Annotated in this window: 23 protein-coding genes; 14 read left to right on the forward strand and 9 right to left on the reverse strand. The window is 70.9% G+C overall.

Going from position 1 to position 26,978, the window contains the following annotated elements:
* The first annotated feature begins 131 nt into the window (after window positions 1–131).
* The 3 genes from xseA (at window position 132) to ACZ6B8_RS20760 (ending at window position 2,456) form a co-directional block, all read left to right on the forward strand.
* Window positions 132–1,391, forward strand: coding sequence for an exodeoxyribonuclease VII large subunit (gene xseA, locus ACZ6B8_RS20750; protein ID WP_471078886.1), 1,260 nt, complete (start codon window positions 132–134; stop codon window positions 1,389–1,391).
* A gap of 9 nt (window positions 1,392–1,400) precedes the next feature.
* A complete protein-coding gene (locus ACZ6B8_RS20755; protein WP_471078883.1) occupies window positions 1,401–1,649 on the forward strand; it encodes an exodeoxyribonuclease VII small subunit in 249 nt (82 codons plus the stop codon).
* A gap of 216 nt (window positions 1,650–1,865) precedes the next feature.
* Window positions 1,866–2,456 (forward strand): malonic semialdehyde reductase, encoded by a 591-nt coding sequence (locus ACZ6B8_RS20760; protein WP_471078880.1) that lies wholly within the window; start codon window positions 1,866–1,868, stop codon window positions 2,454–2,456.
* Between the two features lie 64 nt (window positions 2,457–2,520).
* On the opposite strand, the gene ACZ6B8_RS20765 is transcribed toward ACZ6B8_RS20760, so the two are convergent.
* A complete protein-coding gene (locus ACZ6B8_RS20765) occupies window positions 2,521–3,039 on the reverse strand; it encodes a DUF4245 domain-containing protein (protein ID WP_471608117.1) in 519 nt (172 codons plus the stop codon).
* 232 nt (window positions 3,040–3,271) lie between these two features.
* On the opposite strand from ACZ6B8_RS20765, the gene glpX reads away from it, so the two are divergent.
* Complete coding sequence (gene glpX / locus ACZ6B8_RS20770; RefSeq protein ID WP_471078874.1) at window positions 3,272–4,303, forward strand: class II fructose-bisphosphatase; 1,032 nt, start codon at window positions 3,272–3,274, stop codon at window positions 4,301–4,303.
* Between the two features lie 74 nt (window positions 4,304–4,377).
* Here the strand turns inward: glpX and ACZ6B8_RS20775 are convergent, their stop codons facing one another.
* The gene (locus ACZ6B8_RS20775; RefSeq protein ID WP_471078872.1) at window positions 4,378–4,791 is read right to left on the reverse strand and encodes a WhiB family transcriptional regulator; all 414 of its coding nucleotides are present in this window, start codon (window positions 4,789–4,791) and stop codon (window positions 4,378–4,380) included.
* Window positions 4,792–4,966: 175 nt separating this feature from the next.
* On the reverse strand, window positions 4,967–5,626 hold the full coding sequence (locus tag ACZ6B8_RS20780; protein ID WP_471608118.1) for a DUF1707 SHOCT-like domain-containing protein: 660 nt from the start codon (window positions 5,624–5,626) through the stop codon (window positions 4,967–4,969).
* A gap of 201 nt (window positions 5,627–5,827) precedes the next feature.
* On the opposite strand from ACZ6B8_RS20780, the gene ACZ6B8_RS20785 reads away from it, so the two are divergent.
* The gene (locus ACZ6B8_RS20785; RefSeq protein WP_471608119.1) at window positions 5,828–7,495 is read left to right on the forward strand and encodes a fumarate hydratase; all 1,668 of its coding nucleotides are present in this window, start codon (window positions 5,828–5,830) and stop codon (window positions 7,493–7,495) included.
* Between the two features lie 81 nt (window positions 7,496–7,576).
* Here the strand turns inward: ACZ6B8_RS20785 and ACZ6B8_RS20790 are convergent, their stop codons facing one another.
* Complete coding sequence (locus ACZ6B8_RS20790) at window positions 7,577–9,139, reverse strand: ricin-type beta-trefoil lectin domain protein (RefSeq protein WP_471608120.1); 1,563 nt, start codon at window positions 9,137–9,139, stop codon at window positions 7,577–7,579.
* A gap of 122 nt (window positions 9,140–9,261) precedes the next feature.
* On the opposite strand from ACZ6B8_RS20790, the gene ACZ6B8_RS20795 reads away from it, so the two are divergent.
* From ACZ6B8_RS20795 to ACZ6B8_RS20810, 4 genes are all read left to right on the forward strand, one after another.
* The gene (locus ACZ6B8_RS20795; protein WP_471608121.1) at window positions 9,262–10,674 is read left to right on the forward strand and encodes a class II fumarate hydratase; all 1,413 of its coding nucleotides are present in this window, start codon (window positions 9,262–9,264) and stop codon (window positions 10,672–10,674) included.
* A gap of 52 nt (window positions 10,675–10,726) precedes the next feature.
* Window positions 10,727–11,413 carry a cytidylyl-2-hydroxypropylphosphonate hydrolase gene (gene fomD / locus ACZ6B8_RS20800; RefSeq protein WP_471608122.1) on the forward strand — a complete coding sequence of 229 codons (687 nt, stop codon included), beginning with the start codon at window positions 10,727–10,729 and terminating at the stop codon, window positions 11,411–11,413.
* 116 nt (window positions 11,414–11,529) lie between these two features.
* Window positions 11,530–12,171, forward strand: coding sequence for a class I SAM-dependent methyltransferase (locus tag ACZ6B8_RS20805; RefSeq protein WP_471078860.1), 642 nt, complete (start codon window positions 11,530–11,532; stop codon window positions 12,169–12,171).
* A gap of 62 nt (window positions 12,172–12,233) precedes the next feature.
* Entirely contained in the window at window positions 12,234–14,384 is a 2,151-nt protein-coding gene (locus ACZ6B8_RS20810; protein WP_471078858.1) for a SpoIIE family protein phosphatase, read from the forward strand.
* A 79-nt stretch (window positions 14,385–14,463) separates the two neighbouring features.
* Here ACZ6B8_RS20810 and ACZ6B8_RS20815 read toward each other — a convergent pair whose 3' ends face one another.
* The gene (locus ACZ6B8_RS20815) at window positions 14,464–16,719 is read right to left on the reverse strand and encodes a transglycosylase domain-containing protein (RefSeq protein WP_471608123.1); all 2,256 of its coding nucleotides are present in this window, start codon (window positions 16,717–16,719) and stop codon (window positions 14,464–14,466) included.
* A 238-nt stretch (window positions 16,720–16,957) separates the two neighbouring features.
* Here ACZ6B8_RS20815 and ACZ6B8_RS20820 point away from each other — a divergent pair, with 238 nt between their 5' ends.
* The 3 genes from ACZ6B8_RS20820 to ACZ6B8_RS20830 are packed head-to-tail and all read left to right on the forward strand — an operon-like array spanning window position 16,958 to window position 20,579.
* Window positions 16,958–17,485 carry a PadR family transcriptional regulator gene (locus ACZ6B8_RS20820; protein WP_358777545.1) on the forward strand — a complete coding sequence of 176 codons (528 nt, stop codon included), beginning with the start codon at window positions 16,958–16,960 and terminating at the stop codon, window positions 17,483–17,485.
* Window positions 17,482–18,168, forward strand: a complete 687-nt coding sequence (locus ACZ6B8_RS20825) for an ABC transporter ATP-binding protein (protein WP_471078851.1) — start codon at window positions 17,482–17,484, stop codon at window positions 18,166–18,168. The genes ACZ6B8_RS20820 and ACZ6B8_RS20825 overlap by 4 nt, the downstream gene beginning before the upstream one ends.
* Window positions 18,165–20,579, forward strand: coding sequence for an FtsX-like permease family protein (locus ACZ6B8_RS20830; RefSeq protein ID WP_471078848.1), 2,415 nt, complete (start codon window positions 18,165–18,167; stop codon window positions 20,577–20,579). Before ACZ6B8_RS20825 ends, ACZ6B8_RS20830 begins: the two co-directional genes overlap by 4 nt.
* Before the next feature lie 51 nt (window positions 20,580–20,630).
* Here ACZ6B8_RS20830 and ACZ6B8_RS20835 read toward each other — a convergent pair whose 3' ends face one another.
* Window positions 20,631–21,584, reverse strand: a complete 954-nt coding sequence (locus tag ACZ6B8_RS20835; RefSeq protein WP_471078845.1) for a LysR substrate-binding domain-containing protein — start codon at window positions 21,582–21,584, stop codon at window positions 20,631–20,633.
* A 133-nt stretch (window positions 21,585–21,717) separates the two neighbouring features.
* Here ACZ6B8_RS20835 and ACZ6B8_RS20840 point away from each other — a divergent pair, with 133 nt between their 5' ends.
* Together ACZ6B8_RS20840 and ACZ6B8_RS20845 are read left to right on the forward strand one after the other, a co-directional pair.
* A complete protein-coding gene (locus ACZ6B8_RS20840) occupies window positions 21,718–22,272 on the forward strand; it encodes a peroxiredoxin (RefSeq protein ID WP_150171589.1) in 555 nt (184 codons plus the stop codon).
* 15 nt (window positions 22,273–22,287) lie between these two features.
* Window positions 22,288–22,818 carry an alkyl hydroperoxide reductase gene (locus ACZ6B8_RS20845; protein ID WP_471078841.1) on the forward strand — a complete coding sequence of 177 codons (531 nt, stop codon included), beginning with the start codon at window positions 22,288–22,290 and terminating at the stop codon, window positions 22,816–22,818.
* 84 nt (window positions 22,819–22,902) lie between these two features.
* On the opposite strand, the gene ACZ6B8_RS20850 is transcribed toward ACZ6B8_RS20845, so the two are convergent.
* The 3 genes from ACZ6B8_RS20850 to ACZ6B8_RS20860 all read right to left on the reverse strand — a co-directional run bounded on the left by ACZ6B8_RS20850 (window position 22,903) and on the right by ACZ6B8_RS20860 (window position 26,911).
* Window positions 22,903–24,333 carry an AI-2E family transporter gene (locus tag ACZ6B8_RS20850; RefSeq protein ID WP_471608124.1) on the reverse strand — a complete coding sequence of 477 codons (1,431 nt, stop codon included), beginning with the start codon at window positions 24,331–24,333 and terminating at the stop codon, window positions 22,903–22,905.
* 135 nt (window positions 24,334–24,468) lie between these two features.
* Window positions 24,469–25,188 (reverse strand): aggregation-promoting factor C-terminal-like domain-containing protein, encoded by a 720-nt coding sequence (locus tag ACZ6B8_RS20855; RefSeq protein WP_471078835.1) that lies wholly within the window; start codon window positions 25,186–25,188, stop codon window positions 24,469–24,471.
* A gap of 400 nt (window positions 25,189–25,588) precedes the next feature.
* Window positions 25,589–26,911 carry a PhoH family protein gene (locus ACZ6B8_RS20860; protein ID WP_471608125.1) on the reverse strand — a complete coding sequence of 441 codons (1,323 nt, stop codon included), beginning with the start codon at window positions 26,909–26,911 and terminating at the stop codon, window positions 25,589–25,591.
* Window positions 26,912–26,978: the final 67 nt, after the last annotated feature.

Genomic DNA, 26,978 nt, shown 5'->3' on the forward strand with positions numbered 1-26,978 from the left:
GACCTGCGCAACATGCCCCCCCCCGGCGCGCGGGACACGCGCGGGCCGCCCCCACCGGCGCGCGGGAGACGACGAGGCCCCAGCCCGCCGCAGCGAACCGCAATGTCACCGCCCCCGACTACCCTCACCGCATGGCTCTCAACACCTCCGCGGACGCCCCCCTCCCCGTGGGGGAGGTGTCGCGGCTCATCGGCGGGTGGATCGACCGGCTCGGCGCCATCTGGGTCGAGGGGCAGATCACCCAGCTGTCCCGCAGACCCGGCGCCGGCGTCGTCTTCATGACGCTCCGGGACCCCTCCCACGACATCTCCGTGAGCGTCACCTGTTACCGCCAGGTCTTCGACGCCGTGGCGGACGTCGTCTCCGAGGGCGCCCGCGTCGTCGTACGGGCCAAGCCCGAGTGGTACGAGCGGCGCGGCCAGCTGTCGCTGCGGGCCGCCGAGATAAAGCCGGTGGGCGTCGGCGAACTGCTCGCGCGGATCGAGCTGCTGAAGAAGAGCCTCGCCGCGGAGGGGCTCTTCTCGCCCGAGCGCAAGAAGACGCTGCCGTTCCTGCCGCAGCTCATCGGGCTCGTCACCGGCCGCGCCTCCGCCGCCGAGCGCGACGTCCTGGAGAACGCCCGGCACCGCTGGCCGGCCGTCCGCTTCGAGGTGCGCAACGTCCCCGTCCAGGGGGTGCACGCCGTGCCGCAGGTCGTCCAGGCCGTGAAGGACCTCGACGCCCACGGCGAGGTCGACGTGATCATCGTCGCGCGGGGCGGCGGCAGCGTGGAGGACCTGCTGCCGTTCTCGGACGAGCAGCTCGTGCGGGCCGTCGCCTCCTGCCGTACGCCCGTCGTCTCCGCGATCGGGCACGAGCCGGACAACCCCCTGCTGGACCACGTGGCGGACCTGCGCGCCTCCACCCCGACCGACGCCGCGAAGAAGGTCGTGCCGGACGTCGGCGAGGAGTACGAGCGCGTGCAGTGGCTCCGCGACCGTGCCCGCCGCAGCATCGACGCCTTCCTGGACCGCGAGGCCCGCGGCCTGGCGCACGCCCTGGCCCGCCCCGCCATGGAGCATCCGCACCGCATGGTCGAGGAGCGCGAGGAGCAGGTCACCGCGCTCGTGGACCGCAGCCGCCGCACCCTCGGGCACCTGCTCGACCGGGCGGGATCGGAGCTGACGCACACCCACGCGCGCGTGGTGGCCCTCTCCCCCGCCGCGACCCTCCAGCGGGGGTACGCGGTGCTGCAGAAGCCGGACGGCACGGTGGTCCGGGCGCCGGCGGAGGTGGCCGCCGACGAGGAGCTGCGGGCCCGCGTCGCCGAGGGCGACTTCACCGTACGAGCGGTGGGGACGGCGCGGCAGGAGCCGGGAACCGTGCGGAACGACGACAACGCCGAGAATTAGGGTGGGCGCATGACCAGCAAGACGGACGAGGCCACGGCCTCCGCGGACGCGCTCGGCTACGAGCAGGCGCGCGACGAGCTCATCGAGGTCGTGCGCCGCCTGGAGACGGGCGGGACGACCCTGGAGGAGTCGCTCGCGCTCTGGGAGCGCGGCGAGGAGCTCGCAAAGATCTGCCGGCGCTGGCTGGACGGCGCGCGGGCCCGGCTCGACGCGGCCCTCGCGGGCCCGGACACGGCCGAGGACGACCCGGACGCCTGAGGGCCGGGGAACGCGGCCCGAGGATGCGCCCCGGGGTGCCGCCCAGGCACGCGCCCAAGGGCGCGCCGCCGCCGAGCCGCTCCTCCCTGCGGTCTGTGAACCGGATCACGCAGGTCCAGTTTTGATTGAAAGTTGAACAGTAGAGACGTACTGTCGTGGTCACGAGCCCGGTGACGGGTTCGGTCGACACCCCCGTACGTTCAAGAAGGTTGATCCATGTCTCTCGTACTCGACCCCGCCGCCCAGGACCTGCTCTTCCGCGAGGCCCGCACCGCGAACACCTTCACCGACGAGCCGGTCACCGAGGAGCAGGTCCAGGCGATCTACGACCTGGTCAAGTACGGCCCGACCGCCTTCAACCAGTCGCCGCTGCGCGTCACGCTGGTCCGCTCCCCCGAGGCCCGCGAGCGCCTCGTCCAGCACATGGCCGAGGGCAACCGCCCGAAGACCTCGGCCGCGCCGCTCGTCGCGATCCTCTCCGCCGACAACGAGTTCCACGAGGAGCTCCCGGCGCTGTTCCCGCACTTCCCGCAGGCCAAGGACGCCTTCTTCACCGAGCGCCCGGTCCGTGAGCAGGCCGCGCTGGTGAACGCCACGCTGCAGGCCGCCTACTTCATCGTCGGCGTCCGCGCCGCCGGCCTGGCCGCGGGCCCGATGACGGGCTTCGACTTTGCGGGCGTCCAGAAGGAGTTCCTGGACGACGACCACACCCCGCTGATGGTCGTCAACATCGGCAAGCCGGGCGAGGACGCCTGGTTCCCGCGCTCCCCGCGCCTGGCCTTCGACGACGTCGTCACCACGGTCTGACACGGCACGCGAAGGGCCCCCGGCACACCGCCGGGGGCCCTTCGTGCGTCCGCGGCCGACTCGTTCAGGACATCTTCAGCGACTGGGCCATCTTCACCAGCTGCTTCGGGGACGCCGTGCCGGTGACCACCGTCGTCGCGCCCTTCTCGCTCAGCACGAGCGCGTCGTACTTCGCGCCCTCGTACCGCTGCCAGGTGCGGCCCTCGATGTCCTCGACGGCGTCGGTCTTCCTGGCGTCGTGCGTGACCTTCTTGATGTACGCCGCCGGCCTGGCGGTGGACTGTTCGATCGCCACGTACTCGTCGTGCGGGTCGAGGAAGCCCAGGTGCCAGGAGTCGTTCTCCTCGCCCTTGAACCGCACCGACGTCGGCGTCCACTTCTCGGACAGGCCCTCAGGGGCCGCCACCGGGTACTTCGCGGCCCGCTGGGCCGTCAGGAGCTCCACGCGGTAGTCGACCCGCTTGGCGGGGTTCTTGGACTCGTCATGCGGGACGAAGATGTAGATCACGCCCGCTGCGAGGGCGATCACCACCAACGACCACAGCATGTTCTTGACGGTCTGGGTGCCTTGTCTTCCTGCCACGCCCCCATGGTCTCAGGCGCCGGATGCCCTCCCGCCCCCGGTGTCCGGGTCGCGGCCCGCGGAGCCGTCCGGTCCGCTCATGCGTGGGGTCCTCTGCTCATTTTGTCGGCCTGCGGATAGAGTCATCACCGACCCTCATCCGGTTCGCCCTCCCGTCTTTCGACCGCCGCCCTTCCCAGGACGCCCTACGGGCGCGCCGTTTTTTAACGCATCAGCAGAAAGGTGCGCTCCGATGACCGAGCATCATCTCCCGTCCGAGCTCGAGGTCTCCCCCGAGGCCCCCGACCGCAACCTGGCCCTGGAGCTCGTCCGGGTCACCGAGGCCGCCGCCATGGCCGCCGGCCGCTGGGTGGGCCGCGGCGACAAGAACGGCGCGGACGGCGCCGCCGTGCGCGCCATGCGCACCCTCGTCTCCACCGTCTCGATGAACGGCGTCGTCGTCATCGGCGAGGGCGAGAAGGACGAAGCCCCGATGCTCTTCAACGGAGAACGCATCGGCGACGGCACCGGCGCCGAGGTCGACATCGCCGTCGACCCCATCGACGGCACCACCCTGACCGCCAAGGGCCAGCCGAACGCCATCGCCGTCCTGGCCGCCGCCGACCGCGGCGCCATGTTCGACCCCTCCGCCGTCTTCTACATGGACAAGCTCGTCACCGGCCCCGAAGCCGCCGACTACGTCGACATCAACGCCCCCGCCTCCGTCAACATCCGCCGCGTCGCCAAGGCCAAGAACTCCTCGCCCGAGGACGTCACGGTCATGATCCTGGACCGCCCCCGCCACGAGGGCATCGTCAAGGAGATCCGCGAGACCGGCGCCCGCATCAAGTTCATCTCCGACGGCGACGTCGCGGGCTCGGTCATGGCCGTCCGCGAGGGCACCGGCGTCGACCTGCTCATGGGCATCGGCGGCACCCCCGAGGGCATCATCTCGGCCTGCGCGATCAAGTGCCTGGGCGGCACCATCCAGGGCAAGCTGTGGCCCAAGGACGACGCGGAGCGTCAGCGGGCGATCGACGCGGGCCACGACCTGGACCGCACGCTCTCCACGGACGACCTGGTCAAGGGCGACAACGTCTTCTTCGTCGCCACCGGCATCACCGACGGCGAGCTGCTCCAGGGCGTGCGCTACCGGGCGGCGAACGCCTCGACCTCGTCGCTGGTCATGCGCTCCAAGTCGGGCACGATCCGCAAGATCGACTCCGACCACCGGCTGTCGAAGCTGCGCGCCTACAGCGCGATCGACTTCGACCGCGCCAAGTAGGGCGGCACGCACGATGAAGGGGGCGTCCCGTGCGGGGGACGCCCCCTTCGACGTGTCGGTCAGCCGGCCAGGTCCTACCCCGCGGCCGCTATACCGGTGGCGTGCGCCGCCTTCTTCAGCTCCAGGTCGCGCCGGCGGCGGCGAGCCAGGACCACCCGGCGCTCGGCGGCGGTGAGGCCGCCCCACACGCCGTACGGCTCGGGCTGCAGGAGGGCGTGCTCGCGGCACTCGACCATCACGGGGCAGCGGGCGCAGACGCGCTTGGCGGCCTCCTCGCGGGAGAGCCGCGCCGCCGTGGGCTCCTTGGACGGGGCAAAGAACAGACCGGCCTCGTCACGACGGCACACCGCTTCGGTGTGCCACGGGGCGTCGTCGTCCCGATCTCGCACTGGCGCCCCTCCCCAGGCGCTCGACTGCGCTCGCGCAGGGGACGCCCCACCGCCCGGAACTGCGGCGACCTGCAGAGACTGATGCGACGGTTGCAGCACTGGTCTACTCCTGACGACGGCTTCGCGAGCGAGAGACGATGCAGCAAGCTCTACCCGCTGTGTGCGCGCCTATGCACTGAGTTCCGATGTACGGACGTGTGGCTTCCTCATGGCTGCCGCACGTGACGTCGTCCGCGCCGCGCCAGGCACCTCGCCGGGTGCCTCGGCGGCGGCGTCAGCGCCCGAGGTGCTTGCGCAGCTGCCGGTGCAGGTCGTGGACGAGCCGGCCCCGCTTGGGCCGTGCCTCGATGCTGCCCAGGACCGCGAAGCCGTCCACGTACACGACGGGGGCGTCCTGGTCGGGCGAGTCGAGTGTGTCCACCTCGAAGCTGCCGAGGACACCTCCGCCGCTGCCGCGCAGCGACACGTTCTCCGGGACGCGGATGTCGATGGAGCCGAAGACCGAGATGGCCTTGATGACCACCTGGCGCTGCTCGAAGATCGCCTCGCTCAGGTCGATCTCGACGCTGCCGAACACCGCGTACGCGTGGGTGCGGCGGCCCACGCGCCAGCGGCCCCGGCGCACCGTGCTGCTGAGCACCGCGACGAGGTTCTCGTCGGCGACCGGCGGGACGACGCCGGGGGACGGCCTCGCGGGCGCCGGATCGGGGGCGCGGCCCCGCGCGGCGCTCGCCGCGTCGTGGGCCGCGGGCAGGTCCTGGACCAGCGGCTCCAGGTCGGCCATCGTCTTGGCGCGGTACACCCCGTCGATCCGCTCCGCGTGCTCGTCCGCGGTCAGCCGGCCCTCGGCCAGCGCCTCGCGCAGGATGTCCGCCGTGCGGTCCCGGTCGGCGTCGGAGGCGCGGAGCGCTGGGGGGTGCTTTTCGAGGTCCACGGGAGCAGCGTACCCAGACGCGATAGATCGCGACTACCCCCTGTGTCGCGACGATCGGCGGCCGGGCCCCACCGCCGGGGCGCCGTGACCGCCTGCACTGAGCCTTACCTCACAGGAGCGGGCCGACGGCCTCGTTCTACGCTGGATGGCGCGCTGCCAATGGAGGCCGCGCCGCTGTCTGCCGAGTGAGGAATGGCCGTAATGCCAGAGTTTGAGTACTCCGATCTGCTCCCCCTGGGAGAGGACACCACCCCGTACCGGCTGGTGACCGCCGAGGGTGTCGCCACCTTCGAGGCCGACGGGCGGACGTTCCTCAAGGTCGACCCGGAGGCGCTGCGCACGCTGGCCGCCGAGGCGATCCACGACATCCAGCACTATCTGCGCCCGGCCCACCTGGCCCAGCTGCGCCGCATCGTCGACGACCCCGAGGCCTCCGGCAACGACAAGTTCGTGGCGCTCGACCTGCTCAAGAACGCCAACATCGCGGCGGCCGGCGTGCTGCCCATGTGCCAGGACACCGGCACCGCGATCGTCATGGGCAAGCGCGGCCAGAACGTCCTCACCGAAGGTGAGGACGAGAAGGCGCTCTCCAAGGGCATCTACGACGCGTACACGAAGCTCAACCTGCGCTACTCGCAGATGGCTCCCCTGAACATGTGGGAGGAGAAGAACACCGGCTCCAACCTCCCCGCCCAGATCGAGCTGTACGCGACCGACGGCGGCGCCTACAAGTTCCTCTTCATGGCCAAGGGCGGCGGCTCGGCCAACAAGTCGTTCCTCTACCAGGAGACGAAGGCCGTCCTGAACGAGGCCGCCATGATGAAGTTCCTGGAGGAGAAGATCCGTTCGCTGGGCACGGCCGCGTGCCCGCCGTACCACCTGGCGATCGTCGTCGGCGGCACCAGCGCCGAGTTCGCCCTGAAGACCGCCAAGTACGCCTCCGCGCACTACCTGGACGAGCTGCCCGCCGAGGGCTCCCCGACCGGCCACGGCTTCCGCGACAAGGAGCTGGAGGAGAAGGTCTTCGAGCTGACCCAGAAGATCGGCATCGGGGCGCAGTTCGGCGGCAAGTACTTCTGCCACGACGTGCGCGTGGTGCGCCTGCCGCGGCACGGCGCCTCGCTGCCCGTCGCCATCGCCGTCTCCTGCTCGGCCGACCGGCAGGCCACCGCGAAGATCACCGCCGAGGGCGTCTTCCTGGAGCAGCTGGAGACCGACCCGGCGCGCTTCCTGCCGGAGACCGAGGACTCCCACCTGGACGAGTCCGGGGACGTCGTGAAGATCGACCTCAACCAGCCCATGGACGACATCCTCGCCGAGCTCACCAAGCACCCGGTGAAGACCCGCCTCTCGCTCACCGGTCCGCTGGTCGTGGCCCGCGACATCGCGCACGCCAAGATCAAGGAGCGGCTCGACGCGGGCGAGGAGATGCCGCAGTACCTGAAGGACCACCCGGTCTACTACGCCGGTCCGGCCAAGACCCCCGAGGGCTACGCGTCCGGCTCCTTCGGCCCGACGACGGCCGGCCGCATGGACTCCTACGTGGCGCAGTTCCAGGCGGCGGGCGGCTCCAAGGTGATGCTGGCCAAGGGCAACCGCTCCCAGCAGGTCACCGACGCGTGCGACGCGCACGGCGGCTTCTACCTGGGCTCGATCGGCGGCCCGGCCGCGCGGCTCGCCCAGGACTGCATCAAGAAGGTCGAGGTCGTCGAGTACGAGGAGCTCGGCATGGAGGCGGTCTGGAAGATCGAGGTCGAGGACTTCCCGGCCTTCGTCGTCGTCGACGACAAGGGCAACGACTTCTTCCAGAACCCGGCCCCGGAGCCGACGTTCACGCACATCCCGGTGCGGGGCCCGGGTCTCGCGTAGTACGGAGGTACGGGTGCGCCCCGTAAGGGGCGCGGGGAACTGCGCGACCAGCCAGGGCGCACCCGCACACTCGACGAACCCTCAGGCGAACCGCTGGTTCGCGGCCCCCGAACACTTCTGCAGCCGCACCGGCTCCTTCGGCCCCGCCAGGGTCAGACAGAGCCCCTCCGCGGCAGCGGGCCGTACCGTCCCGGACGCCCGCACGAACTTCTGGTTCGTACCACCGTGGCAGTCCCAGAGGGTGACGGCGGCGCCCTCCTTGTAGGCGCTGTCGGGCACGTCCAGGCAGCGGTCCTGGGTCAGTCCGGTGTGCAGCGACTGCCGTCCGCCGGGCGCACCGTCGTACCACCAGGTCTGGTTGCGGTTGCCGGTGCAGTCCCAGCCCTGGACCTTGGTGCCGTTGCGGCTCTTGGCGGCGTCGACGTCCACGCAGGTGCCGGTGGCCTCGTTCTTCAGCGGCCGGTACGCGTCGTCCCAGGCACCCTCGTACAGCGTCGGGCTGCCGGTGCTCGCCGGGTCGGCGCAACTGCCCTCGCGCTTGTCCGAGTTGTAGATCTGCGTGAGGCAGGACGCGAAGGCGGCGTGGCCGCGGGCGTTGGGGTGGAAGGACTGGCGCACCGAGTTGGAGTCCGGCGGGAACGGGTTGGAGAGGTCGACGTAGAGGCCGCGCGCCCAGGTGTTCTCCGTGCAGACCTCGTGGCCGTGGAAGAGCCGGGAGTTGTCCAGGTAGACCGCGCCCGCGTTCCTGGCCGCCTTGCGCATGCCGGTCTCGAAGGCGGGCACCGCGTAGTCGCGGCCCCACTCGGTGTCGGAGTCGTAGCCGAGGCCGCCGCAGACGAGCTTGCCGGGGAACTTGGGGTTGTCGCGGAAGTCGGGGCCGATCGGGCTCGGGTAGCCCATGGCGACGAGCTTGTAGTCGCCGTCCTGGTATCCGGCGTCCTTCATGACGGTCTTCAGGTCGCGGATCGACTGCTCGACCTTGGGCACGAGGGCGTCCACGCGCGCCTGCCAGCCGTCGTTGTACTTGCCCGCGCAGGCGCCCTGGCTGAGCAGGAAGCGGGTGACGCAGTCCGTCATGACCGGGGCGAACTGGAGGTCGTCGTTGGCGCCGATGACGAGCAGGATCGTCTTGATCTTCGTGTTGCGCGCCTTGATCGCCAGGTTGTCGCTCTGCACCAGCTCGTCGGCGTACTGCTTCTGGCCGCCGATCCTGATGTTCACGGTCTGCGCCCCCGAGCAGGCGACGTTGTACGTCACGTCGGCCGGGATGCCGGTGCGGTGGATCGCGGCGTCCGGCGAGCGGTGGCACCAGTTGTCGGGGCCGTCCGTGCCGGGTTCGTAGGTGCCGACGCCCTCGCCGGAGATCTCGCTGTCGCCGAGCGAGATCAGGCCGGTCTTTCGCTCGGCCATCGGGCGCTCGGCCGGGCCGCCGTACAGCTTCGTCGCCTCCTCCGCCCGGATCCTCTCCAGCTCGGGCGGGAGCGGTGCCGCCTTCGGCACCGCCTCGGCGCCCTTGCCGTCCGCCGCCTGGGCGGGTACGGCCGCGGCCGTACCGAGCACGACGGTCATCGCGGCCGCCGCCGCGAACGAACATCGCAGCCGGCTCCGGCCGCCGCCTCGTCCACTGCGCCTGATGCGCTTCATTGCGCCTCCCCGGTGTGGTGTTACCCAGGGTTTTTACTGGTGGGTAGCAGGCTTGGGAATACCTGGAACAAGACAAGTGCTCAACTTTTTACGGGGTTTGAACGGAGAGGTAGGTTCAGGGCATGACCAGTGACGCCAGCGACGACCGCACCGGCGCGTACCGGATCGAGCACGACTCCATGGGCGAGGTGCAGGTCCCCGCGCACGCCAAGTGGCGGGCCCAGACCCAGCGCGCGGTGCAGAACTTCCCCATCTCCGGACAGGTCCTCGAACGCGCCCACATCGCCGCCCTGGCGCAGATCAAGGCGGCCGCCGCCCGGGTCAACGCCGAGCTCGGCGTGGTCGACGAGGACATCGCCGAGGCCATCGCCGCCGCAGCCGCCGAGGTCGTCGACGGCCACTGGGACGATCACTTCCCGGTCGACGTCTTCCAGACCGGCTCCGGCACCTCGTCCAACATGAACACCAACGAGGTCCTCGCCACGCTCGCGACGGAACGCCTCGGCCGCGACGTCCACCCCAACGACCACGTCAACGCCTCGCAGTCGTCCAACGACGTCTTCCCGTCCTCGATCCACATCGCGGCGACGGCCGCCGTCACCGGCGATCTGATCCCCGCCCTGGAGCACCTCGCCGCCGCGCTGGAGCGCAAGGCCGAGGAGTTCGCGGACGTCGTGAAGTCCGGCCGTACGCACCTCATGGACGCCACGCCCGTGACGCTGGGGCAGGAGTTCGGCGGGTACGCGGCGCAGGTGCGGTACGGCGTCGAGCGGCTGCGCGCCTCACTGCCCCGCCTCGCCGAACTGCCACTGGGCGGCACCGCCGTGGGCACCGGCATCAACACCCCGCCCGGCTTCGCCGCCGCCGTCATCGCCGAGGTCGCGCGGGCCACCGGCCTTCCGCTCACCGAGGCCCGCGACCACTTCGAGGCGCAGGGCGCGCGGGACGGCATCGTCGAGACCAGCGGCCAGCTGCGGACCATCGGGGTCGGTCTGACGAAGATCGCCAACGATCTGCGCTGGATGGCGTCGGGGCCGCGCACCGGCCTCGCCGAGATCAGCCTGCCCGACCTCCAGCCCGGCTCCTCGATCATGCCCGGCAAGGTCAACCCGGTCATCCCCGAGGCCACCCTGATGGTCGCCGCGCAGGTCACCGGGAACGACGCGACGGTCGCCGCGGCCGGCGCCGCGGGCAACTTCGAGCTCAACGTCATGCTCCCGGTCATCGCCAAGAACGTCCTGGAGTCGATCCGGCTGCTGGCCAATGTCTCCCGGCTGCTCGCCGACCGCACCGTCGACGGCATCACGGCCCACCGCGAACGCGCCCGCGAGTACGCCGAGTCCTCGCCGTCCGTCGTGACGCCGCTCAACAAGTACATCGGGTACGAGGAGGCCGCGAAGGTGGCCAAGAAGTCCCTCGCCGAGCGGAAGACCATCCGCGAGGTGGTCCTGGAGTCCGGGTACGTCGAGCGCGGCGACCTCACGCTGGAACAGCTGGACGAGGCGCTGGACGTGCTGCGCATGACCCACCCCTGACGCATCCCCGCGGAGCCCGGCCGCCGGCGGGAGCGGCGTCTAGTATCTGTCCATGACAGACCTCGACGGGAAGACGACGGCCGGTGGCGGGGCGGTGCGGTGGGCGCCCGGGGACCACATCCTCTGGCGCTACCGGGAGAACTCCGGGCCCCGTGTGCACATCTGCCGCCCCGTCACCGTCGTGCGCGACACCGACGAGCTGCTCGCCGTCTGGATGGCGCCCGGCACCGAGTGCGTGAAGCCGGTGATCGCCGACGGGACACCGGTGCACCACGAGCCGCTCGCCACCCGCTACACCAAGCCGCGCGCCATCCGCACGGGACACTGGTCCGGCACCGGCGTCCTCAAGCTCGCGCGGCCCGGCGACCCCTGGTCGGTCTGGCTCTTCTGGGACCCGGGGTGGAGGTTCAAGAACTGGTACGTGAACCTGGAGGAGCCGCGCACCCGGTGGGCCGGCGGCGTCGACTCCGAGGACCACTTTCTGGACATCTCCGTGCGCCCGGACCGCAGCTGGCGCTGGCACGACGAGGACGAGTTCGAGCAGGCCCTCCGGGTGGGCCTGATGGACGCCGGCAAGGCCGCCGGCGTACGCGCCGCCGGACGCGCCGCACTTGACGTGATCGCGGCGTGGGGGGCGCCGTTTTCGGACGGCTGGCAGCACTGGCGCCCCGATCCGTCCTGGGTCGTACCGTCCCTCCCGGATGACTGGGACCGTACGCCCGCGCACGTGTCCTCATGAGACCCTTGATGCGCCCCCGTGGTTCAAACGTAGGATCGTCCTCCGCAAGGGCGCACAGCAGCAACTCCGTGCGTCCGCGCGGTGCCTGACAGGAAGTCATCGAGGGGCGGCAGAACGTGAGCGAGGACCGCAGAGGTCAGGCCGAGGCCTTTGACGCCATCGGGCAGCACTACGACGACGCCTTCCCGCACAAGGAGGGCCAGCTGGAGGCCGGAGCCCGCCTCGCCGCGGCGCTGCCGGCCGGATCCCGCGTCCTCGACGTGGGCTGCGGCACCGGCCTGCCGACCGCGCGCCAACTGACCGGATCCGGCCACACGGTACTCGGCACGGACCTCTCGGCGGGCATGCTGGACCTGGCGCGAAAGAACGTCCCGGCGGCCGAGTTCCGGCAACTCGACATCGCCGACCTGACGGTCGAAGGACCGGGCGGAGTCGGCGAGTTCGACGGTATCGTCTGCTTCTTCGCCCTTCTGATGCTGCCGCGCACGGAGATCCCGCGGGCGCTGCGGCGGCTGCACGGCCTGCTGCGGCCGGGCGGCCTGATGGAGTTGTCCATGGTCGAGGCCGATCTGGACGACGCGGCAATTCCGTTCCTGGGACACACAATCCGGGTATCCGGTTACCTGGTGGACGAACTGCGGCAGGTCGTGCGGGACGCGGGCTTCGAGATCACCGGCGAGGACACGTACTCGTACGCCCCCGCGAGCACCGACGCACCACCCGAGAACCAGGTCTTTCTGCACTGCCGACGCGGCTGAGCAACGTGCAACGCTGGACGGCGCGCACGGCGCGCAGCCCCGGACGGACGGATTCGAAACGCGTGACGGAGCACCTCACCCCCCACGAGGGTCGCAAGGCACCAGCTGCCCGGCCGACCGCCCCCGCGGATCCCCGCGGGGCGCTGCTGCGTTCCCCCGAACCGCGGGAGGGCGCGGGCGCCGGGCCGACGGCACCCACAGCCGCGCGGGCACCCGCCGCCGCGCGGACGCCCACCCCGCAGACACCCACCGCACAGACATCCGCCGCCCGGGCCCCGGCCGGCGACGCGCGTTCGGAGGCGCCCGTGCCGTCCGGCGAGCACACCCAGTCCTCGGCCGCCGAGCCCGACCCGCACCGGCCGCGCCCCGCGCCCGAGAGCGGCGTGCCGGCACAGTCCGGGCCCGCCCCGGACGGGTCCACCGGGCCGCCGGACGGCGAGGAGCGGCGCTCCGGACTGCCCAGGCCGCCGGGTGCGGGTCCGGTGGCGATGCGGCGCGACGGCGACCGGCTGCGCTTCGTGGGCGCCGCGACCCGGCGCATCGCCCGCGGCATCGACCTCGACGAGATCGTGATGGGGCTGTGCCGGGCGACCGTGCCGACGTTCTCCGACGCGATCCTGGTCTACCTGCGCGACCCGCTGCCCGTCGGCGACGAGCGGCCGACCGGCCCGCTGGTGCTGCGGCTGCGCCGCTCCGACCGGCTGCGCTCCATCGAGGAGGGCGCCGATGAGCCGGACACCGACGGCGGCACCCTGCCCGCGCTGCAGGTGGTGCAGCCCGACATCGCCGATGTGATGGGCAGCGCCGAGCTGTGCGAGGTGCGGCCCGGTGGTGCGCTCGCCGAGGTGCTGCGCGGGGTGCGCCCGGTCTTCGCGGACTCGGCGGCGGCGCGCGCCGCGCTGCCCGAACTGCTCGGCGAGGGGCGCACCCTGCCGGGCGGGCAGCGGGCGATCCTCGCTCCGCTGCGGGGCCGGCGCCGGGTGATCGGCGCGGCCGTGTTCCTGCGCCGGCCCGACCGGCCCGCGTTCGAGGCGGACGACCTGCTGGTCGCCGCACAACTCGCCACGCACAGCGCGCTCGGCATCGACAAGGCCGTCCTGTACGGCCGCGAGGCGTACATCGCCGACGAGCTCCAGCGCACCATGCTGCCCGAGACCCTGCCGCGCCCGACCGGCGTGCGGCTCGCCTCGCGCTATCTGCCGGCCGCCGAGACGGCCCGGGTCGGCGGCGACTGGTACGACGCGATCCCGCTGCCCGGCAGCCGCGTCGCCCTGGTCGTGGGCGACGTGATGGGCCACTCCATGACCTCCGCCGCGATCATGGGCCAGCTCCGGACGACCGCACAGACCCTCGCCGGGCTCGACCTGCCGCCCCAGGAGGTCCTGCACCACCTCGACGAGCAGGCCCAGCGGCTCGGCTCCGACCGCATGGCGACCTGCCTGTACGCGGTCTACGACCCGGTCTCGCACCGCATCACCATCGCCAACGCGGGCCACCCGCCGCCCGTCCTGCTGCACCTCGGCGGCCGTGCGGAGGTGCTCAGGGTCCCGCCGGGCGCCCCCATCGGCGTCGGCGGCGTCGACTTCGAGGCGGTGGAGCTGGACGCCCCCGCGGGCGCGACACTGCTCCTGTACACGGACGGGCTCGTCGAGTCCCGGCTGCGCGACGTCTGGACCGGGATAGAGCAGCTGCGCGAACGGCTCGCCGCCACCGCCCAGTTGACCGGGCCGGACCACCCGCCGCCGCTGGAGGCGCTCTGCGACGAGGTGCTCGACATGCTCGGCCCGGGCGACCGGGACGACGACATCGCGCTGCTCGCCGCCCGCTTCGACGGGATCGCGCCGAGCGACGTCGCGTACTGGTTCCTCGAACCGGAGAACGCGACACCGTCCCGCGCCCGCCGGCTGGCCCGCAGCGCGCTGGTCCGCTGGGGCCTGGAGGAGCTGAGCGACTCGGTGGAGCTCCTCGTCAGCGAGGTCGTGACCAACGCCGTGCGGTACGCCTCGCGCCCGATCACCCTGCGGCTGCTCCGCACCGACGTGCTGCGCTGCGAGGTCGGCGACGACGTCCCGCAGCTCCCCCGGCTGCGCCAGGCCCGCGCCACGGACGAGGGCGGCCGCGGCCTGTACCTGGTCAACAAGATGGCGCGCCGGTGGGGAGCGACGCGGCTGAGCACCGGCAAGGTGGTCTGGTTCGAGCTGAACCGGAACTGAACGGGCCGCCACGGCACGTACGAAGGCGCCCCGGATCCGTGTGGTCCGGGGCGCCTTCGTCTGCGGTCGAGCCGCGGGATCAGTCCCTGTCGAACAGGTCGTCGTCCGGGTCCGGCGGGAGCTCGGGCGAGGTCGTCGGATCCGGCTCGGTCGTCGGCGGCGAGGCCGTCGGCGACTTGGTCGGCGTCTTGCTCGGCGTATGCGTCGGCGTCTTGGTCGGGGTCTTCGTCGGCGTCTTGGTCGGGTCCTTGTCCGGCGTCGACGGGGTGCTCGACGGCTCCTTCGGGGCCTTCGACGTCGGGTCCGGGGGCGGCGCGACGGCCGCGCCCATGTCCGTGTCGAGGTCGAACTCGCTCGGCGCGCCCATGGCGTCGAAGGTGTACGCCGCCCAGATGTCGGCGGGGAAGCTGCCGCCGTCGACGCGGGGGCGGCCGCCGGCGCCCTCCATGGAGACCTGCTTGTTCTTCTCCGGCGTGCCCGGGGCACCCTCGCCGAACAGGCCGACGGAGGTGACCAGCTTCGGCGTGTAGCCGGTGAACCAGGCCGACTTGTTGTCGTCGGAGGTACCGGTCTTGCCCGCCACGTCCTGCGAGGGGTTGCGCACCGCGTGGCCCGTACCGTCGTCGACCACACCGGTGAGCACCGAGGTCAGCGAGTCGGCCGTGCCGCGATTGATGACCTCGTCGCCGACCGGGTCGGGCAGGTCGACGGTGCGGTCCTTGTGCTCCACGGAGCCGACCAGTGCCGGGGTGACCTTCTTGCCGTGGTTGTCGAGCGTGGCGTACACGCCCGCCATCTCCAGCGGACTCGCGCCCATGGAGCCCAGGGTCTGCGCGGGCACCGCGGGCAGGCCCTCGACGTTCATGCCGAGCTTGCCGGCCATCTCCATGACCTTGGGCATCCCCACGTCGACGCCCATCTGCGCGAAGACGGAGTTGATGGACTTGTTCATCGCCTTCTGGACGGTGACGGGCCCGTAGCTGACGCCGTCCTCGTTCGGCGGCGCGAAGCCCACCTCGCTGCCCCTGACCGGGCGCTTGCTGGTGCCGTCGTAGATCGTGCCCGCCGTGATCGGCTTGCCGTCCTGCGTCGTCGCGCCGTCCTCCAGCGCGGCGGCGAGGATCAGCGGTTTGAAGGTGGAGGCCGACTGGTAGTCCCGGCGGGTGGCGTTGTTCGTGTAGTGCTTGACGTAGTCCTCGCCGCCGTACATGGCGAGGACCTTGCCGGTCTTGGGGTCGACGGACGCGGCGCCCGCCTGGACCCGCGCGTCGGCCTTGTTCTTCTTGCGGTCGAGCTTGTCGTTGAGCTTCCTGTCGACGGCCTTCTCGAGCTGCTTCTGCTTCTTGGGGTCGATGTTCAGCGTGACGGTGTAACCGCCCGCCTCGAACTCGGCCTCACTGAGGTCGCTGTTGCGCAGGACCTCGCGCTTGGCCTCCTCCACGAGGTAGCCGATCTGGCCCTCGCGGCCGGGCGGCGCCTTGGGGGTGTGCGGCGTCGGGAACTTCTTCAGCCCCTCCCGCGTTCCCGAGTCCAGCCAGTCCTCCTCGACCATGTTGTCGAGGACGTAGTTCCAGCGCGCCTTGACCAGCTTCCTGCCGGTCGGCGTCGCGGACGTCCAGTCGTACTGGCTGGGGGCCTGCAACAGCGCGGCCAGATAGGCGCCCTGTGAGACGTTCAGCTTCTCGGCGTCGACGCCGTAGTAGGCCTGGGCGGCGGCCTGGATGCCGTAGGCGCCGCGGCCGTAGTAGCTGGTGTTGATGTAGCCCGCGAGGATGTCGTCCTTGCTCTTCTCGCGGTCGACCTTCAGCGAGACGACCAGTTCCTTCAGCTTGCGGCTGACGGTCTGGTCCTGGCTGAGGTAGTAGTTCTTCACGTACTGCTGGGTGATGGTCGAACCACCCTGCTTGCCCTTGCCGGTCACCGTGTTGATCAGACCGCGGGCCGTGCCCTTGAAGTCGACGCCCTCGTCCTTGTAGAAGGACTTGTTCTCGGCGGCGACGAAGGTCTTCTGGACGTCCTCGGGGACCTTGTCCAGGTCGACGATCTCGCGGTTCACGTCTCCGGTGCGGGCGATGACGTCGCCATTGCTGTACTTGTAGACGTTGCTCTGCATCCGTGCCGCGGCGTTGCCCTTGGGTATGTCCACCACGAGGTACAGGACCACGAAGCCGAGCATGCCCAGCAGGCAGAACCCGAAGAACGTGCCGAGGATCTTCTTCCAGGTGAAGAAGCGGCGTATACCGGTGCGCTTGGGCTTGCTCCGGCCTGACGGGCGCCCACGCGCTGCCCGGCGGGCACCGCGCTGCCGCGCTTGTCGTTCTTCGGCTCGGCCCATGACTGAGAGTGCTCCGCTTCCGTCTAGTTCTCATGCGTACGTCGAGTCAGCTCATGAAGCTAACACCGCAGCGTGGGACAAACTCCTGCCCATCCCGTCTTTTGCGGACGTGACAATGAGCACCTGCCCCTAAGGAACCGACGATTCTCGGGCCGGGATGGTTGCCCGGTGATCGCACGAATGAGCAGCGGGCCGCACGTATACACCGTGAGTATACACGCCGTGTAGAGTGCTTCGCATGTCCATTGGCCACACCCTTCTGGGTCTCCTGGAGTCCGGCCCCCGGCACGGCTACGACCTCAAGCGCGCCTTCGACGAGAAGTTCGGGCACGACAAGCCCCTGCACTACGGGCAGGTCTACTCGACCATGTCCCGGCTGCTGAAGAACGGTCTCGTCGAGGTCGACGGCATAGAGGCGGGCGGCGGTCCCGAGCGCAAGCGGTACGCGATCACCGACGCCGGCGTCACGGACGTCCAGCGGTGGCTGGCCACCCCGGAGAAGCCGGAGCCCTACCTCCAGTCGACGCTCTACACCAAGGTCGTCCTCGCCCTGCTCACCGGCCGGGACGCCGCCGAACTCCTCGACGTGCAGCGCGCCGAACACCTGCGCCTGATGCGCATCCTCACCGACCGCAAGCGCAAGGGCGACCTCGCCGACCAGCTCGTCTGCGACCACGCGCTGTTCCATCTCGAAGCCGATCTGCGCTGGCTGGAGCTCGCCGCCGCCCGCCTCGGCAAGCTCGCCCAGGAGGTGCGCTCCGCATGACCCCCGCAGGTTCCCTTCTCGTGGCCCACGGACTCCGCAAGGCGTACGGCCCGACCACCGCGCTCGACGGCGCGGAATTCTCCATCCACCCGGGCGAGGTCGTCGCGGTCATGGGTCCTTCCGGCTCCGGAAAGTCGACCCTGCTGCACTGCCTCGCCGGGATCGTCCGGCCCGACGAGGGCTCCATCTCGTACGGCGGCCGCTCCCTGACCGGCATGTCCGACGCCGAGCTGAGCGCCCTGCGCCGCAGCGAGTTCGGCTTCGTCTTCCAGTTCGGACAGCTGGTGCCCGAGCTGACCTGTGTGGAGAACGTGGCGCTCCCGCTGCGGCTGAACGGCGTGAAGCGCAAGGCGGCCGAGGCCACCGCCCGCACCTGGATGGAGCGCCTGGAGGTCGACGACGTCGCCGCCAAGCGGCCCGGCGAGGTCTCCGGCGGCCAGGGCCAGCGCGTCGCCGTGGCCCGCGCGCTCGCCACCTCCCCGCGCGTGATCTTCGCCGACGAGCCGACCGGCGCCCTCGACTCACTCAACGGCGAGCGCGTCATGGAGCTGCTGACCGACGCGGCCCGCTCGGCCAACGCGGCCGTCGTCCTGGTCACCCACGAGACCCGCGTCGCCGCGTACTCGGACCGCGAGATCGTCGTGCGGGACGGCAAGTCGCGTGACATGGAGCGGATCGCATGAGCGACACCCGGGTGCGCCCCGAGAAGAGCCCCGCCGCGGCCCCCGAGTCCGCCCGTCCCGCGGGCGGCACCGGCTGGCTGCGCGATCTGGCCATGGGCATGCGCTTCGCGGCCGGCGGCGGCCGCGAGGGCTGGATCCGCACGATCCTGACCGCCGTGGGCGTCGGTCTCGGTGTCGCGCTGCTGCTCGGCGCGGCCTCGGTGCCGAACCTGCTGCAGAACCGCGACGACCGCTCCTACTCCCGCACGCCCGAGTCCCAGCTGGGCGAGGAGCCGCCGAAGGCCGGCGACACGACGGTCCTGGCGCGTGACACCGGCACCGAGTTCCGCGGCCGCACCGCGACCGGCATGTTCCTGCACGCCGACGGCGACCGGCCCGTCCTGCCACCCGGCCTCGACAGGATCCCGGCCCCCGGCGAGATCGTCGTCTCGCCCGCCCTGCGCGACCTGCTGGACGACCCGGCGAACAAGCTGCTCAAGGAGCGCTTCGCCGACTACCGGCAGGTCGGCACCATCGGCGATGCCGGTCTGGTCTCACCGCTGGAACTCTTCTACTACGCGGGCTCCGACCGGCTCGCCCCGTCGGCGGGCGCCCACCGCGTCGGCCACTTCGGCCACGACGACTCGCTGCCCCTCGACCCGTTCCTGATGGCGCTCGTCGTGCTGATCTGCGTCGTCCTGCTCACCCCGGTGGCCATCTTCATCGGCACGGCGGTCCGGTTCGGCGGCGACCGGCGCGACCGGCGGCTCGCCGCGCTCCGGCTCGTCGGCGCGAGCGCCCGCTCGGTGCGCAGGATCGCGGCGGGCGAGGCGCTGTTCGGGTCACTGGTCGGACTCGCCTTCGGCGCGGTGCTCTTCCTGCTGCTGCGTCAACTCGTCGGCGTCGTCGACCTGACCAACGTCAGCGCCTACCCGTCCGACATGACGCCCGAGCCCGCCCTGGCCGCGCTGATCGCGGTGGCCGTGCCGGTCTGCGCGGTCCTGGTGACGCTGCTCTCGCTGCGCTCGGTGGCCATCGAGCCGCTCGGCGTGGTCAGGGGCGGCAAGCAGCGGGGACGCCGGCTGTGGTGGCGGGTGGCGCTGCCGGTGCTCGGCATCGGAATCCTGCTCCTCTCCGGCCGCATCGACCGCGAGGCGGGCAGCTCCGCCGTGGACGTGCCCGCGATCGCCGTGGGCTCTGCGCTCGCCCTGATCGGGCTCAGCGCGCTGTTGCCCTGGCTCGTCGAGGCCGCCGTGGCGCGGCTGCGCGGCGGTCCCGTGCCCTGGCAGCTCGCCGTGCGCAGACTGCAGCTGACGTCGGGGACGGCGTCCCGCGCGGTCAGCGGGATCACCGTCGCGGTGGCCGGAGCGGTGGCGTTGCAGATGATGTTCGCGTCGATGCACGACGACTTCAACAAGATCACCGGGCAGGACACCACGCGCGCCCAGCTCACGGTCCACAGCATGACCGGCAACGGCGCCCTCGCCCAGCGGATGATCGACGACTTCACCGCGACCAAGGGCGTCACCAAGGTCATCGGGACGGTGCAGACCTACGTCACCCGGCCCGGCGGCAAGAAGGTCAGGGACATGACGCCCACCACGGAGCTGACCGTCGGCACCTGCGCGACCCTGCGCGAACTGGCGGTCCTCGGCTCCTGCAAGGACGGCGACACCTTCGTCTCGCACACGGGCGACCGTGAGCTGAACGACTGGGTCGACACGACCGCGCGCCCCGGCAAGCCGGTCAACGTCGGGGCCGACCCGGACTTCACCAAGGGGGCGAAGCCGGTCCTGTGGACGCTGCCGAAGCACTCGCCCGTCGTGCGGGCCCGGCACGCGCCGACCGGCACGAAGCTGGACGGCATCTTCGCCACGCCCGGCGCGGTCGACATCGCGAAGCTGACGGAGGCCTCGACGAGTTCCTGGGTCAAGCTCGACCCGAAGGAACCGGACGCCGAGGAGTACGTGCGCAACACCGCGGCCCGCATCAGCCCCCTCCTCGGAGTGGACTCGATGAAGGCGGTCGACCGCGACAGGCAGTACGCCTCCATCGCACGCGGCCTGCAGATCGGCGCGAGCGTCACGATGGCGCTGATCGCCGCGTCCATGCTGGTCTCGATGATCGAGCAACTCCGCGAGCGCAAGCGCCTGTTGGCGGCCCTCACCGCGTTCGGCACGCGCCGCTCGGCGATGGCCTGGTCGCTGCTGTGGCAGACGGCGATCCCGGTCGCCCTGGGCCTCGCCCTCGCGATCGGCGGCGGTCTCGGTCTGGGCGTGGTGATGACCCGGATGATCGGCAAGCAGGTCACCGACTGGTGGTCGTTCGTGCCCCTCACCGGCGCGGGTGCGGCGATGGTCGCCGTCGTGACGCTGCTCAGCCTTCCGCCGCTGCGGCGGATGATGCGCCCGGACGGACTGCGCACGGAGTAACCACGCGCGTACGACGGCAGGTCGGTACCGGGGGCCGTTGCCGGTGCGGGGTCAGACCACCCGCACCGGCAGCGGCCGTACCGCTTCCTTCAGGGCCCCGGCCAGCTCCTCGTACTCGGCGGCCCGCGCGGCCCCCGCGCGCATCGCGAGCGCGATCCGCCGAGTAGGGGCGGGGTCGGCGAAGTACCCGGTCAGGAGCTGATTGCTGCGCGTCGTCTCCACCCGCACCGCCGTCCGTGGCAGCAGCGTCACCCCCAGCCCGCCCGCGACCAGTTGCACCAGCGTGGAGAGTCCCGCGGCCGTCGTCGTGACGGGCGCGTCCGCGCGGCCCGCCTCCCGGCAGATGTCCAGGGCCTGGTCGCGCAGGCAGTGACCCTCGTCCAGGAGCAGCAGATTGAGCTCCTTGAGCGCCTCGCGGGGGATGCCCTCGCGACCGCCGAGCCAGTGGTCCAGCGGGGTGACGAGCACGAAGTCCTCGTCGAAGAGCGGCAGTTCGCTCACGCCCGGCACGCCGAGCGGCACCGCGAGCAGCAGCAGGTCGAGCCGGCCGGCCGTCAGCCCCTCCAGGAGGCTGACGGTCTGCTCCTCGTGCACCTGGAGGTCGAGGTCGGGGTACTTCTCGTGGACCAGCCCGATCACCGTCGGCAGCAGATACGGGGCGACGGTCGGGATCACGCCGAGCCGCAGCGCGCCGGTGAACGGCGCCTTGACCGCGTCGGCCTCCTCCATGAGCGCCTCGACCTCGTCGAGGACCGCCCGGACCCGCAGGGCGAGGCGCTCGCCGGGCGGTGAGAGCAGCACCTTGCGAGTGGTCCGCTCCAGGAGCCTGACACCCAGTGCCTCCTCCAGTGCGGCCACGGCCCCGGAGAGGGCCGGCTGGCTCATCCCGATCGCCGCGGCGGCATCCCGGAAGTGCAGATGCTCCGCCACCGCGGCGAAGGCGCGCAGCTGCGCCAGGCTCGGCTGTTTGCCGTTGGTCTGCTTGCCCCTATTTATGGCTCGCACTGATAACCACCTCCGATCAACATGACCCACTCTAGCTATTTCACTAATCAATGCACCCTGTGCCACCATCGACATCAGTCCAACCCCACAGGAAACTCCCCAAAAGGGATTTTCTTCGTCGCAAGGAGTACGTGTGCTCACTGTCGGTGACAAGTTCCCCGAGTTCGACCTGACTGCCTGTGTCTCGCTGGAGCAGGGCAAGGAGTTCGAGCAGATCAACCACAAGACCTACGAGGGCAAGTGGAAGATCGTCTTCGCGTGGCCCAAGGACTTCACCTTCGTGTGCCCGACCGAGATCGCGGCCTTCGGCAAGCTGAACGACGAGTTCGCCGACCGTGACGCCCAGATCCTCGGCTTCTCCGGTGACTCCGAGTTCGTGCACCACGCCTGGCGCAAGGACCACCCGGACCTGACGGACCTGCCCTTCCCGATGCTCGCCGACTCCAAGCACGAGCTCATGCGTGACCTCGGCATCGAGGGCGAGGACGGCTTCGCGCAGCGCGCCGTCTTCATCGTCGACCAGAACAACGAGATCCAGTTCACGATGGTGACCGCCGGTTCCGTGGGCCGTAACCCCAAGGAGGTCCTGCGGGTCCTCGACGCCCTGCAGACCGACGAGCTCTGCCCCTGCAACTGGAGCAAGGGCGACGAGACCCTCGACCCGGTCGCGCTGCTCTCCGGCGAGTGAACAGGAGCCTCTGACATGGCACTCGACGAACTGAAGTCCGCCGTTCCGGACTACGCCAAGGACCTCCGCCTGAACCTGGGCTCGGTCATCGGCAACAGCGACCTGCCGCAGCAGCAGCTGTGGGGCACCGTGCTGGCCTGCGCCATCGCGTCCCGCTCCCCGAAGGTGCTGCGCGAGCTGGAGCCCGAGGCGAAGGCGAACCTCTCCCCCGAGGCGTACACGGCCGCCAAGTCGGCCGCCGCCATCATGGCGATGAACAACGTCTTCTACCGCACGCGCCACCTGCTCTCCGACCCGGAGTACGGGACGCTGCGCGCCGGTCTGCGGATGAACGTCATCGGCAACCCGGGCGTCGAGAAGGTCGACTTCGAGCTGTGGTCCCTCGCGGTCTCCGCGATCAACGGCTGCGGCCAGTGCCTGGACTCGCACGAGCAGGTCCTGCGCAAGGCCGGCGTCGACCGCGAGACGATCCAGGAGGCCTTCAAGGTCGCCGCGGTCATCCAGGCCGTGGGCGTCACGCTGGACTCCGAGGCGCACCTCTCGTAGCGCTCGCCTCTTATACGCGTGTGGGGCCCGGAACCGACTGGTTCCGGGCCCCACACGCGTAGGTACGGGTCACTTGTGTACGGATCACTCCCGCGGGTCGGCGGGCGGCTCGGGGGCTGCGGCGTCCTGCGGCGGGGCCGCGGGGGCCGCCGGGGCCGGGGCCGCCGGCTCCGGGGCGGCCGTGGCGGAGGAGTGCGCGGCGGCGGAGTCCAGCGCCGTCGCGCCGCGCGGCTGCGGTGCCTGCTTGAGGGCCGACTCACGCGCATAGGAGCGCAGATAGCCGACGACGGTGTTGGTGACGGCGACCAGCGGCACCGCCACGACCGCGCCGCCGACCCCGGCGACCATGCCGCCCGCGGCGACGGACAGGATCACCGCCAGCGGATGCACCCGCACCGCGCGGCCGAGGATGAACGGCTGCAGGATGTGCCCCTCGATCTGCTGCACCGCGAGGACCACCACCAGCGCCATGACGGCCGTGAACACGCCCTGGGTGACCAGCGCGACGACCACCGCGAGGGCGCCGGAGACCACGGCGCCGACGAGCGGCACGAACGCGGCGAGGAAGATGATGACGGCGAGCGGCACCGCCATCGGCACGCCGAGGAAGTAGATGCCGAGACCGATGAAGATGGCGTCGATCAGGGCCACTATCACCGTGCCGCGCACATAGGCGGTGAGCGTGCGCCAGGCCCGTGGTCCGGCGCCCGCGATGCCGGGCCGCGCCTGGGCGGGCATCAGCTTCAGGACCCACTGCCAGATGCGCTTGCCGTCGTACAGCAGGAAGAGCGTCGAGAACATCGCGAGCAGGATGCCGGTCAGCATCTCGACGATGACCGTGACGCCTTCCAGGCCCGCGGAGGTGAGCTCCTCGGTGTTGGAGCCGACCGCGTCGCGCAGGCTCTTGGCGATCTCGTTGATCTGGTCCTCGGTCACGTGGAACGGGCTGTTGAGGAGCCACTTGCGCAGATCCTCGATGCCGTCCTGGACCTGCCGGGACAGTTCGTCGGCGTTCTCCATGACCTGCCAGACCACGAACCAGCCGACCAGGCCCATGATGACGAAGCCGAGGATCGCGGTGACCGCCGTCGCGAGGCCGCGCGGCAGGCCGAGCCGTCGCAGCCGGGCCACGGTGGGCTGCAGCAGGGCGGTGATCAGGAGCGCGGCCACGAAGGCCAGCACGACCAGCTGCACGGCGCTGATGACCTTCATCAGGACCCAGAGGGTGCCCGCGAGGACGAGGAGGCGCCAGCCCGCCTCGGCGGCGACCCGCATGCCCCACGGGATGGAGGCGACGGGGTCGGGGCGGGCCGCTATGGCCGGCGCGTACGCGGGCGGTGCCGGCACGTGCTCGTGGTCACCGTGCTCCCCGTCCCCGTGGTCTCTGTGGGAAGGATCGTTCGACTCGTCGGTGTCCGAGTCGGCGTCCTGGTCGCGGCGCTTCTCGTCCAACCGCTCACCCATACTGCTCAGCCCGGCGCCCAGCCGGCCGAGCCACCCTGGCACTCGCGACATGATCCGTCCTCTACCCCCGTCTTCACCCAGCACTCCCCCCGGGAGCCGTCCGGACCGACCGTACACGGCGAAGCCCCCCACCGAAGGACGGTGAGGGGCCGGTGGAGGTCGCGTGCGGGTACGGCCTGACGCGGCCTAGTACCAGCTGTTCGCCTGCCAGAAGTTCCAGGCTCCGCACGGGCTGCCGTAGCGGTCGTTCATGTACCCGAGGCCCCACTTGATCTGCGTGGCCGGGTTGGTCTGCCAGTCGGCGCCCGCCGAGGCCATCTTGGAACCGGGCAGCGCCTGGACGAGGCCGTAGGCGCCCGAACCGGCGTTGGTCGCCTTGTAGTTCCACGTGGACTCGTGGTTGACGATGTTGCTGAAGCACTGGAACTGGTCGCCGGGGACCATCTGCCGTGCCATCGCCTGGACCTGAGCGACCGTGTAAGAGCTCTGGGGAGAGAAGCTGGAGGCGTCGCGGGCGGAGGAGCGGCTGGCCTTGGTCTCGGCCTTCTCCTCACGCTCCTTCTTGAGCGCGGCCTTCTTGGCCGCCTCTTCCTTCTCCGCGGCCTTCTGCTTCTCGATCGCCGAGGCGGCGGCCTGCTTACGGGCCTCCTCCGCGGCGGTCTTCTTCGCGGCACTGTCGGCGGCCATGGCCTGCGCGTCGGCCTGCTGTGTCAGCGACGCGGTCTGGACCTGGGCCTGCTGACCCGCGGGGATGTCTGCGAGAAGCGTCGCGTCGCTTGCCGCTGCCTCGAGGTCGTTCGAGTTCGAGGGCTGGGTGTTGCCCGAGGCAACACCCACGACAGCGCCGACGGTGGTGACCGCGGTGGCAGACGCCACGGCGAATCCCCGGACCGAAATCCGGCTCACACGGTTTTCCTTCCAGCATCGCCCGCATAGGTGACCTCGCGGACGCAATCGTGCCCCTGGCACTGGCCTCCGCTTGCGATCGGTCACGGGAGGCACGGACCCGGTGGACAACTCCCGTGCGGGGAGCGCCGCGTGGTGCTTCGGGCGGCATGCGACGGCCACTATGAAGTTCTGAGGTTTCGTACCGCTGGGGGTACACGTGTGTCGCATGCGGGGCCTGACAGGACCCAGACTCTGCCCCAGCCGGACACCGCAAGGCAATTCTCCGTTGCGTGGGAAAGCTCACACCCCGTTTGCCCCAGGAGTTTTTCGGAAAGAGGCGCACATCGCGACGCCGCCCGGCTAGGCTCCTTCGCTTTGCCGGGCGGCGCCAACTGCGGTGCATTTGCCGTGATCTGACTCAGAGGTGGCCGTCCTCCAGCATTTCGGTCACCAGGGCCGCGATCTGCGAACGCTCCGACCGCGTGAGCGTGACGTGCGCGAAGAGCGGATGGCCCTTCAGCTTCTCGACGACGGCGACCACGCCGTCGTACCGCCCCACGCGGAGGTTGTCGCGCTGGGCCACGTCATGGGTCAGGACGACACGGGAGTTCGCCCCGATCCGGGACAACACGGTCAACAGGACGTTCCGCTCCAGCGATTGCGCCTCGTCCACAATCACGAACGCGTCGTGCAGCGAGCGTCCGCGGATGTGGGTGAGCGGGAGCACCTCGAGCATCCCGCGCGCCGTGATCTCCTCGATGACCTCTTTTCCGGCCACCGAGCCGAGCGTGTCGAAGACCGCCTGGGCCCAAGGACCCATCTTCTCGGCCTCGGTGCCGGGCAGATAGCCGAGCTCCTGCCCGCCCACCGCGTACAGCGGCCGGAAGACCATCACCTTCTGGTGCTGGCGGCGCTCCAGGACCGCCTCCAGGCCCGCGCAGAGCGCGAGCGCCGACTTGCCGGTGCCGGCCCGGCCGCCCATCGAGACGATGCCGACGTCCGGGTCGAGCAGCAGGTCGAGCGCGATCCGCTGTTCGGCGCTGCGGCCCTTGATGCCGAAGGCCTCGCGGTCCCCGCGCACCAGCCGGACGTTGCCCTCGGCCGTCACCCGGCCGAGGGCCTTGCCGCGCTCCGACTGGATGGTGAGGCCGGTGTGCACGGGCAGGCCGGCCGCCTCGGGGACGTACAGGGTCTCCTCCTCGAAGAGGAGGTCCACCTGTTCACCCGAGAGGGTCAGTTCGGACATCCCGGTCCAGCCGGAGTCCGTGATGGCGAGTTCGGCGCGGTACTCCTCGGCGAGGAGCCCCACCGACGAGGCCTTGATCCTGAGCGGCAGGTCCTTGGAGACGACGGTGACGTCGTACCCCTCCGCCTGCAGGTTGCGCGCTACGGCGAGAATCCGCGAGTCGTTGTCCCCCAACCGGTAGCCGGCCGGGAGCACGCCGGGATCGGAGTGGTTGAGCTCGACACGCAGCGAACCGCCCAGGTCCCCGATCGGAATCGGGGCGTCGAGGCGTCCGTGCCGGATGCGGAAGTCGTCCAGCAGGCGCAGCGCCTGCCGGGCGAAGTAGCCGAGCTCCGGATGGTGCCGCTTGGCCTCCAGCTCCGTCACCACGACGACGGGCAGCACGACTTCGTGCTCGTCGAAGCGGGTCAGGGCGTTCGGGTCGGCCAGCAGGACGCTGGTGTCGAGAACGTAGGTGCGCCTGTCGGGCATGCGGCGCTTTGTGCTGGTCACCACGGAAGGACGTACCCCCTCGGATGAGGTCGGGGAGCGACGGGAGGGTTGCCGGGTGCGATCCGGCGGG

The sequence above is a fragment of the Streptomyces sp. NPDC041122 genome, from assembly GCF_055592445.1.